Origin of the sequence: Azospirillum brasilense (assembly GCF_003349955.1) — a bacterium.
Lineage (GTDB): Bacteria > Pseudomonadota > Alphaproteobacteria > Azospirillales > Azospirillaceae > Azospirillum > Azospirillum brasilense_B.
Genome location: NZ_QLKQ01000025.1, coordinates 13,482 through 22,072, shown reverse-complemented (window position 1 = coordinate 22,072; position 8,591 = coordinate 13,482). Strand labels below are relative to the sequence as shown.

The window sequence follows — 8,591 nt, the reverse complement described above, 5'->3', positions numbered from 1 at the left end:
CCGGCTTGCGTCCTCAACGCGTATCATGCTTTTGCTCATGCCGTTCGGCCCCGCTTGGCCGAGAGACGTGTCAAGGACCCATGCTCAGTTACCTGCCCACCGAGTCCGAGCGCCCGCCGGCCGATCCCCCGCGCCCCTGCCTGCTGCTCATGCCGGCGGAGATGGCGCTGCTGCTGGAGGACCGGCCCGGCCCCCGCGCCCGGCCGGTGGTTACCGAGCGCGCGACGCCGGGCGGACCGCGGCGCTGCTTCCTCGGCTTGGCCGTCAGCGCCCAGACGGCGTGGGAGGTGGCCGCCCATGGACGGATCGATCCCGGCCTCAATCCTGGCCGCCGCAGCGAAAGCGGCCTCGCCCCGCGGACGCTTCAGCCCGCCGCGGACATCCGGCTCGACTGGTGCCGGATCGCGAGCATTCTTCAGCCGGCCCGGGAAATCGCGGCGCTGTCCTGGATCTGCGTGATCGACGAGGACGAGCCGGACGCGACGCTCCGCTCCGGCATTCGCGGCACCCGCTGAAGCGCTCACGGCTGGCGGGTCCCGGAGGACCGCCGCCGCCCGACGGACGGTTCGTCCCGCCGCTGCCCGCCGCGAGCCGGCCCCGTGCTGCGGGACGAGCGCGAACGCCCGTTCCCACCCCGGCCGGCGCATTCCTCGAAGCGCGTCTTGTGCTCGTCGATGAAGGCGGAGGCCTCGCCCGCGCTCATCGCTGCGAGCCGCTCCGGGGACAGCGTTAGGCCGAGACGCTCCGCGATGGCGGCGACGAACGCCCGCTGACCGGGCGCGGCGGGACGGGACCCCGATGGTTCGGGTGGACGGCCGTTGGCGCGGATCGCCTCGAACTGGCGCAGGATGCGCTCGCGGGCGTCCTCCAGCACCTGTTCGGCCAGCCGGTCGGCGCCGCGCGAGTCGCGCGCCCGCTCGATGCGGTCGAGATCCATCTCGAGAAGCGCCGTCGTCTCGGGCTGCACCAGCTCGGGGACGATGGGCAAGAGGGCCTCCACGAGCATGATGCCCTGGCCGGAGAGGTCGATGGGCGGCGTTCCCTTGCCGCGGGCCCGGCCACGCTCGACCAGCTGGGACGCGATCAGCTCCTTGATCACCGTCTCGCGCGTCGCCGGGGTGCCGACGCCTTTGGAGCTCTTCAGGATCTCGCGCAGATGCTCCTTGTCGGGCGGGACGAGGCGATGCACCTCCAGCATCGCCTCCAGGATGCTGGTCTCGGTGTAGGGGACGGGCGGCCGGGTCCGCTTGTCCTCAAGCCGGGCGGCCGACACGGTACCGGTCTCGCCGTCGGCCACCGGCGTCAGGCGGTCGGTCTCGCCGCCCTCCTCCGCCTCGCCGTCGTCGGCTCCGAACAGCACGCGCCAGCCCGGCTCCGTCTCGACGGTGCCGGCGGCCCGGAACAGGCGGTCCCGGCAGGGGCCGGACCGCGGAACCATGCTGACCGTCGTGCGCAGACCCTGCGCCGAGGGCATGAAGGCCGCCACGTAGCACTGTGCGATCAGCCGGTAGGCCTTCGCCTCGTCCTCCGTCAGGCGCAGGCCGTCGGCCGGAACGTCGGTGGGGATGATGGCGGTGTGGCTGGCCTCCGCCACCTCCCGGTCGTTGACCACGGAGCGCCGCACCGTGAGGCGGCCGTCCAGGCGGTCGATCGCCGAGCGGAACGGTTCGCCGAGGCCGCGCAGCTGCTCCATGATCCGTGGCGCCTTCTCCACGTCGGAGGAGGCGACCACCGTCAGCTCGGCGCGCGGGTAGGTGATCAGGCCCTTGTCCTGGTAGAGCCCCTGCAGGATCTCGGCGGACTTGTCGCCCGACCACCCCCACAGCGCGCCGGCCCTGGTCAGAAAGCTGGTCTTGGAGAACAGCTTGGGCGGCGCGGTCTCGACCGGCTTCTGCTCCACGGTCAGCGGTTCGGCGATGCCCCGGACCGCCTCGGCGAGGGCCAGGGCGGCCGCGCGGTCGGTCAGGCGCTCCTCGGCGGACGGGGCGTGGCGCAACGTGACGGTGCCCGCCCGCACCCGGACCTCGGCGAGGATCTCGAAGTAGGCGACCTCGCGGAAGTCGCGGATCTCGACGTGCCGGCGGTGCAGGATACCCAGCACCGCTCCCTTGACCCGGCCCATCGGCCAGTAGCCCTTGCCGAGATCGCCCGGGCGCAGGAAGACCGAACAGGCGACGGTGTGGTTGGTGCCCTCCCACAGGTCGATGACCGACCGGGCCCGGCCGGCGACGAAACGGCCGTAATACTGGTCGGGGTGCTTGAGGGCGAGGAAGGCGGCGCGCTGCGGTCCCGGATTGGATTCCGCGCAGATCATCCTCTTCACGGCGCGCGGTCGGGCGCCGGTCAGCTCGAGAAAATGGCGCCAGATCGTCTCGCCCTCGCGGTCCGGATCGCTGGCGCCGATCACCATGGCGCACTGCGGCAGCAGCTTCTTCGCGGCGGCGATCTGGCGCTTGCACTTGGGATCGTCGGAGGGCAGCACGCGCGGCCGCGCGTTGATGTGCGGCCAGACCTTGGAGCGCCAGTCGCGGAACTCCTCGCCTTCGTCGCGGGGTTCCTCCAGACGGTCGACATGCCCCCAGCCCCAGATGATCACCGCCCGCCCGAGCGGGCTCCTGGCGACCTCGATGTAGCCGTCGCGCATCGCTCCCCCGCCCAGGGCGGCGGCGTACTGCTCGGCCTGGATCTTCTTCTCGGCGAGGATTCCGACATCGAATTGGGGAGCGGCCATCACGGGTCCTTCTTCAGCAACCAGGGGCGTGCGGGGCGGCATCCCGGCGCACGCGGACGAAATGCTTGTAGACGGAGCAGGCGTAGCCCCGTTTGCGGTGCTCGGGACCGGCGCTTCCGGCGTGGTAGCGGCCGATCGCCTCGTCCCAGCTTCCGGTCGACGCGTAGAGGGAGAGCAGGAAGCGCGCTCCATAGGCGGCGTTGAGATCGGGGTCGAAGGCGTCGTCGAGCGTGGCGAAGGCGTCCGGGTGATGCTTCAGGTTGATCTGGACGCAGCCGACATCGATGCTGCGGACGCCGCTGGCGAGCAGCCGGCGCACCGTCTGGACGGCCATGCGCCGGCTGCCGAAGCGCATGGGACGCCCCGCGGCGTTGATGGTCCAGGCCCACACGCGCGGTTCGCCGCCGGTGCTGAGGCCGGACTCGACGCGCCCGACCGCCAGCAGCAGCCCGGACGGAATGCCGACGAGGCGCTCCACCCGTTCGATCGCCTCTTCGCAGGAGCCGGACGGGGAGCGGGCTTGCGTTTCCGTGACGGACGACACCGTTGCGGCGAGAACGGCGGCAAGCAGCCCCGTCACGCGCGGGCGCGCTGCCCGCCGCTCACCGGCTCTGTTCTTCCTGTTCGGCCAGCACCATGAGTTCATGCTTTGAGCATGCAGGTACGGCGGTGCGGGGTTCGAGCACCCGCGAACAGCTTTTATCGGCGGGAATTTTAAGCTGGTGGAGGGGCGTCAGGCCTCACCGTTTGGGAGCGGTAGGGGCTGGAGAGGCAAGCTTTAACGGTCGTTGGCGCGTGGTGGAGGCGGTAGCGGCTGGAGCCTCTTGGGGTCACTTAGGCGGCCAGTGCCGGAACCGCTCGGGTTCGGCGCCGTGCAGTCGCGGAAACAAGGGAGATTGAGGATGGCTGAACCGCTTCCCGGCAGCACGGTGCGTATATGCGAAGGCAGCCTCTGGGTGGAGTATTACGAGCATCCTGACGGGCGCCGCTCGATCACATGGCGGTCGCTGCCGGGTGATCGGGAGGCGGCCCAGCGGTGGGTCGATGAAAGGAACGCTCCAGCGGGCCGGTGGGTGCCTGCCGGTGAAATTGCGGCCAGTCTCGAATAGGAGCCTTTCACTGTCGCGGCGGCCGCCGGGGAGGGTTCCCCTCCCCGGCCAGCCCTCAGCCGAAGATCCCGATGGACTGGAACCGCTGAAGCAGCGCATCCGCTGTTCCGACGAGGGCCGCGGTGGCGGCTATTAGGGCGGTGAGCGCCACGACCAAGCGGGTAAGGGCTTCGACAACGTGCATGCGTCCCTCTCCTGGGGCTCCGCGCCCCCCACGGGGCGCACAATGGCCTGTTCCCGGAGACTTGCGGGCGAGGGAGCGTGAACAGTACACGCGCGAGGTCGCCTGTCCCCCAGAGTCCCTTGGCGATGCTGTGCCGCAATCGGACGGTTCTGGCACGCGGTCCTAAGCGCCCGGGGCCAAGCGTAGACGTGGCGGAGTGTCGCGTGCCAAAATCAGTGCCATAACAAGCGTGCCACCATGTTAGGATGGTGACGGATTTTGGCACAGGAGACGACGTGCAGCTCGGCTACGCCAGGGTGTCTACTGCTGATCAGGTTCTGGACGCTCAGCTTGCGGCGCTGACCGGGGCCGGCGTGGACCCGGAGCGCATCTACACCGACAAAATCAGCGGCGCGAAGGCGGAGCGGCCGGGTCTGGACGAGCTGATGCGGTCCCTCCGGCCCGGCGACGTCGTCGTGGTCTACCGCCTCGACCGTCTCGGCCGGTCGCTGCACGACCTGCTCGACTTAGTGCGGCGGATCGAGGCGTCCGGCGCCGGCCTGCGCAGCCTGCATGAGACGCTCGACACCACCACGCCGACTGGCCGGTTGCTGTTCCACCTGTTCGGCGCGATCGCGGAATTCGAGCGTGGACTCATCCGCGAGCGGACTATGGCCGGGTTGGCGGCAGCACGGGCGCGGGGCGCCAAGCCCGGTCGCAAGTCGGCGCTGACCGCCGAAAAGCTGAAGCTGGTACGGGTGCTGTGGGCCGACCCCACAGTGCCGGTGGACCACATCGTGAAAGAGTTTCGGGTATCGCGGCGCACGCTCTATCGCGAGCTTGGACCACGCGAAGCTAATAGATTGTGAAGGAGCATATGATGGGTAAGTTCTTGTCATCAATTCTTGGTGCTGTAGCGGTTGGGGTTCTGGAAGGCTTGCTTTCCGGAAAATAATCGAACAGAGATACTGTGCGTGGTGTAACTGGTGATAAAGCCGGATCAGCAGCAGGGCGCACTCTCAGAGACCCGAATGCTAGCGCTGATGCGAGAAGCTCTGCTGGTTCGGCTTTAGCTCAGCGCCCCCGAAACAACTCGTGAAAGGGCGGCTAGTGCATCGGATCGCGGTGTAACTGAATAATAAAGGGGCGCGCGTGGTTGTCGATGACAGCGCAGGGAGTAATGATATGACCTACTTTGACGACCTGCCTAAGCGCAACCGTAACCATGTCGTTGAGGAGGAGGCCTCGGCAGCATTTCAGAAGCGCTTGCTCGAAAGCAAAGCTTTCATTCTTCAGAGCATCGACCGAAAGGATTATGGAACGGATTGTCAGATCGAAGTGGTCAATGAGGAGCGTGTAACGAACACTAGGGTTCATGTCCAGCTCAAAGGCACCGAGCGTGCATTGAATGCGGACGGTTCGGTGAGTGTCGAGGTGAGCCGAACAAACCTGAACTACTTGCTCATGCAGCCTTACAGCTTCTACGTTTGCTACCATTTGCCAACGCATTCCTTACGCGCTTGTTCGGTCGACGAAGTTTTGCGCCAATATGATCACGGCGATAGAAATTGGACGGCGCAGCAGACGCTGACAGTATCATTCCGCGAGGAGCTAACTGTCGAGAGACTCAGGTCTCTGGCAGCACTCGTCCGATCCGGAGCGACATTCGCGCGTGATCGTCGCGCGAAGCAGATTATGACGGATGCATCTGAAGTGCCGAGGATGCTCAGGCGGTCGGTCCTGGAAGTCCACGTTCCGTCGGATCGGAAGGCAGCGGTTGACCTGTTACGGCACCTCTACGAGAGTGGAATGGATGATGTCATCAGTGCCGCCTTCGATAGGTTCACGGCAGTCCTAGGCACAGATGATGACACGATGGGGCCATGCTACATGGCGGAGATCAACCTCGGCATGGACGGGCGTAGCCAGTCGCTGGCGCGTATCGAGCAAGCAATTACCTACTTTCGATCGAAGCTCCAGGGAGGTCTCTATCAACCTGGAAGTCTGCATTACACGATCGGCAACGCGCTCTCCGCGCTTGGTGACGAGAAGGCTGCGAAAGCGGCCTACGAGGAGGCGCTGGTCGATGAGGCTTTGATGGCGGAGCCGGGAATAGCTGCGCAAGCGTTGAAGAATTTGGGTAGTAGCATCGAGCGGCTTGGTGACTCGGAAGCGGCCGTCGTAAAATACCGCGAAGCGCTCCGTCTGAATCCCGACTTGCCGGAAGCTCACAACGCGCTTGGAAACTACTTTGTCCGCGTGGGTCGCTATGAAGATGCGTTGGAACATTTCGACCGCGCTATCTTCGCCGAGAGCCAGCTTGGGCGGAGCTCCGCTGTGGCCGGATGGAAGGTGAACGTCCTGTTTAACCTGAATGAAGGGCGCGCGGCATTTCGCGAAGTAAATGCGCTGTTAAATCGTGCCGACAGTGAAGTATGGATCTGGCCTTGGTGCGCCCGACAAGTCGGGATCTTCGGTCGGACGACACCAGATAACGCGCGCCAAGCGCTTTTTTTCTGGAGGCGTTTCGTCAATGCGCATCCTGATGCCGTGGTGGCAAGGCGGGAGCTGATGCTGGTGGCGTTCTATGCTCGCCAACATGGACTGGATATCGAGAAGGCCTACGGTGAATTCCGGGCAGAGTTTGAACAGCACATTGACCATTTCGATAGCGATGATGCTGCCTTTTTATGGGATCGCCTGGGGCACTGGGCTCAGAACGATAGCGATTGGGTGGAGGCAGAACGGTGCTTCCGAAAGGCATTCGAACTCAATGGAGGTCATTATGGCTATTGTCTGGGCACCGCCTTGAACTTCCTAGACCGATGCGAAGAAAGTCTGCCCATCCTGCTGGAACAAGCCGAGATCATCCAAGCTGATGCGTTAAGTTGGTTTCAGGTTGCCGTCGCGTACGAGACATTGGGTAGGACGGCGGCAGCAATCGACGCTTACAGCAAGGCGCTGACGCTTGATCCAAATTATGATCTCGCTATGTTCAACCTCGGCGGCGTGTATTGGAACAGCGGTGATATAGCGGGGGCGGCAAAGGTATGGCGCACCGCCATAGGACAGTTCCCCGATCACCATCTCACGGCAAAGCTGCGGCAGGAATTCTCATTCCTCTTTTTGGACAATTAATTGGTTAAGAATGGTGATGGCGCGGGTGCGAGCATCGCTTAGTCCAGCCATTGAGGTTGCTCGGTCAAGATTCGGCGGACCCAGCCATACGCACGAGCGACAACTTGATCCGTTCGCCGCCACTGCTGTCTATGGCCTTTGCTGAAGTGTCTGCGCCAGCCAACAGAGCGGCGCCCGTTTGTCTGGTAGCGGAGTGTGAGAACTGTAGTTTATCAAGCGGATCGGCACCACCGCGTTGTGGCTGTCCCGGCAGGGCAATCGGGCCGGCGCGACTTACTGTCGCGAAAAGGCGCATAAAAGAGCGCGGCGGAGCTCACGTTCATCCCTCGTTCTCGCATCTCGGCCAGTTTGCGCTTTCGTGCAATGCCCCCATTCAGGCCGTGGCGCACCACTACAACTTCCTGTCGGAGACGATAGTGCAGTTTCCCAACCTGCGTCAGTCTCAGCTGCCGCCGAACCGGGATGGAGGCTTGGACCCAATGCTCTGGTCCATCGTTCGAAATGGGCTATGAGTCAGTATGCCATGATCTCGGCATTTCTTGAAGAAATCCACTCCTGCCTATGCGCTCCTTTGACGCACGTTTCTGAACGCGGGCGTACAATATAATCAATTATTTATAGAAATTTATGCGTTATAATTATAAAGAGGCATCTATTCCACATGCGGAGTTATATAAATGGCGAAACTCATTGGAACTGCCGGAAATGATATATTGTCGAGCACACTTGAAGCAGATCTTTTGCAAGGAGAATCAGGAAACGATACATTAATTGGGAATAATTCAAATAGTACAAGCTTATCTGATGGTGTATTCGGTAGCTACTACTGGGGTCTGCTTGGCCATTACGGGCCCAACCAGGGATGGACCAACAACGACATGTATCCGCGGAAGCTCGCGGATGTGAACGGCGACGGACGCGCCGACATCATCGGCTTCGGTCGCGAGGGCGTATACGTCGCCCTCGCCCAGGCCGACGGGAGCTTTGCCATCCCGAAGGTGGCCAGCACCTTCTTCGACTACAACAGCAACTGGGGGTCCCAGAACATCGGTCCCCGCGAAATCGCCGACGTCAACGGCGACGGGCGTGCCGACCTCGTTGGCTTCGAAGCGCAAGGGGTGTTGGTTGCGCTGGGGCAAGCCGATGGCACATTCGGCAGCTACTACTGGGCGCTGCGTGGCCAGTACGGCATCAACCAGCAATGGACCAACAACGACACGTATCCGCGAAAGCTCGCTGATGTGAATGGCGATGGGCGAGCCGACATCATTGGTTTCGGCTACTACGGTGTCTATGTCTCTCTCGCTCAGGCAGACGGAACCTTTGCTTCGGCCCCGACGATGGCCAGCACCTTTTTCGATTACGACAGCAACTGGAAATCCCAGAACTACGCAACCCGCGAAATCGCCGACGTCAACGGCGACGGGCGTGCCGACCTCGTTGGCTTCGA

General features: G+C 63.7%; 7 protein-coding genes. 4 read left to right on the top strand and 3 right to left on the bottom strand.

All coding sequences use genetic code 11. The annotated features are described in order from the left end of the window. Positions 1-80 precede the first annotated feature (80 nt). Positions 81-515 carry a hypothetical protein gene (locus DXK32_RS13275; RefSeq protein WP_114858941.1) on the top strand — a complete coding sequence of 145 codons (435 nt, stop codon included), beginning with the start codon at positions 81-83 and terminating at the stop codon, positions 513-515. Positions 516-520: 5 nt separating this feature from the next. On the opposite strand, the gene DXK32_RS13270 is transcribed toward DXK32_RS13275, so the two are convergent. The 3 genes from DXK32_RS13270 to DXK32_RS33475 form a co-directional block, all read right to left on the bottom strand. Further along, the gene (locus DXK32_RS13270; RefSeq protein ID WP_162801166.1) at positions 521-2,731 is read right to left on the bottom strand and encodes a DNA topoisomerase; all 2,211 of its coding nucleotides are present in this window, start codon (positions 2,729-2,731) and stop codon (positions 521-523) included. Positions 2,732-2,744: 13 nt separating this feature from the next. Further along, on the bottom strand, positions 2,745-3,311 hold the full coding sequence (locus DXK32_RS13265; protein WP_162801165.1) for a lytic transglycosylase domain-containing protein: 567 nt from the start codon (positions 3,309-3,311) through the stop codon (positions 2,745-2,747). Between the two features lie 584 nt (positions 3,312-3,895). Beyond that, on the bottom strand, positions 3,896-4,024 hold the full coding sequence (locus DXK32_RS33475) for a hypothetical protein (protein WP_282184584.1): 129 nt from the start codon (positions 4,022-4,024) through the stop codon (positions 3,896-3,898). A gap of 275 nt (positions 4,025-4,299) precedes the next feature. Here DXK32_RS33475 and DXK32_RS13260 point away from each other — a divergent pair, with 275 nt between their 5' ends. The 3 genes from DXK32_RS13260 to DXK32_RS13250 form a co-directional block, all read left to right on the top strand. Next, positions 4,300-4,872 (top strand): recombinase family protein, encoded by a 573-nt coding sequence (locus DXK32_RS13260; RefSeq protein WP_114858966.1) that lies wholly within the window; start codon positions 4,300-4,302, stop codon positions 4,870-4,872. Between the two features lie 316 nt (positions 4,873-5,188). Then, positions 5,189-7,141: a tetratricopeptide repeat protein gene (locus DXK32_RS13255; protein WP_114858938.1), complete on the top strand. Its 1,953-nt coding sequence runs from the start codon at positions 5,189-5,191 to the stop codon at positions 7,139-7,141. A 677-nt stretch (positions 7,142-7,818) separates the two neighbouring features. Then, on the top strand, positions 7,819-8,591 hold a 773-nt coding region (locus tag DXK32_RS13250; RefSeq protein WP_205215710.1), incomplete at its 3' end, for an FG-GAP repeat domain-containing protein.

Excerpts from the sequence above, each read along its gene's own strand:
- DXK32_RS13275 (WP_114858941.1), top strand. The coding sequence starts at position 81 with ATGCTCAGTTACCTGCCCACCGAGTCCGAGCGCCCGCCGGCCGATCCC.
- DXK32_RS13270 (WP_162801166.1), bottom strand. The coding sequence starts at position 2,731 with ATGGCCGCTCCCCAATTCGATGTCGGAATCCTCGCCGAGAAGAAGATC.
- DXK32_RS33475 (WP_282184584.1), bottom strand. The coding sequence starts at position 4,024 with ATGCACGTTGTCGAAGCCCTTACCCGCTTGGTCGTGGCGCTCACCGCC.
- DXK32_RS13255 (WP_114858938.1), top strand. The coding sequence starts at position 5,189 with ATGACCTACTTTGACGACCTGCCTAAGCGCAACCGTAACCATGTCGTT.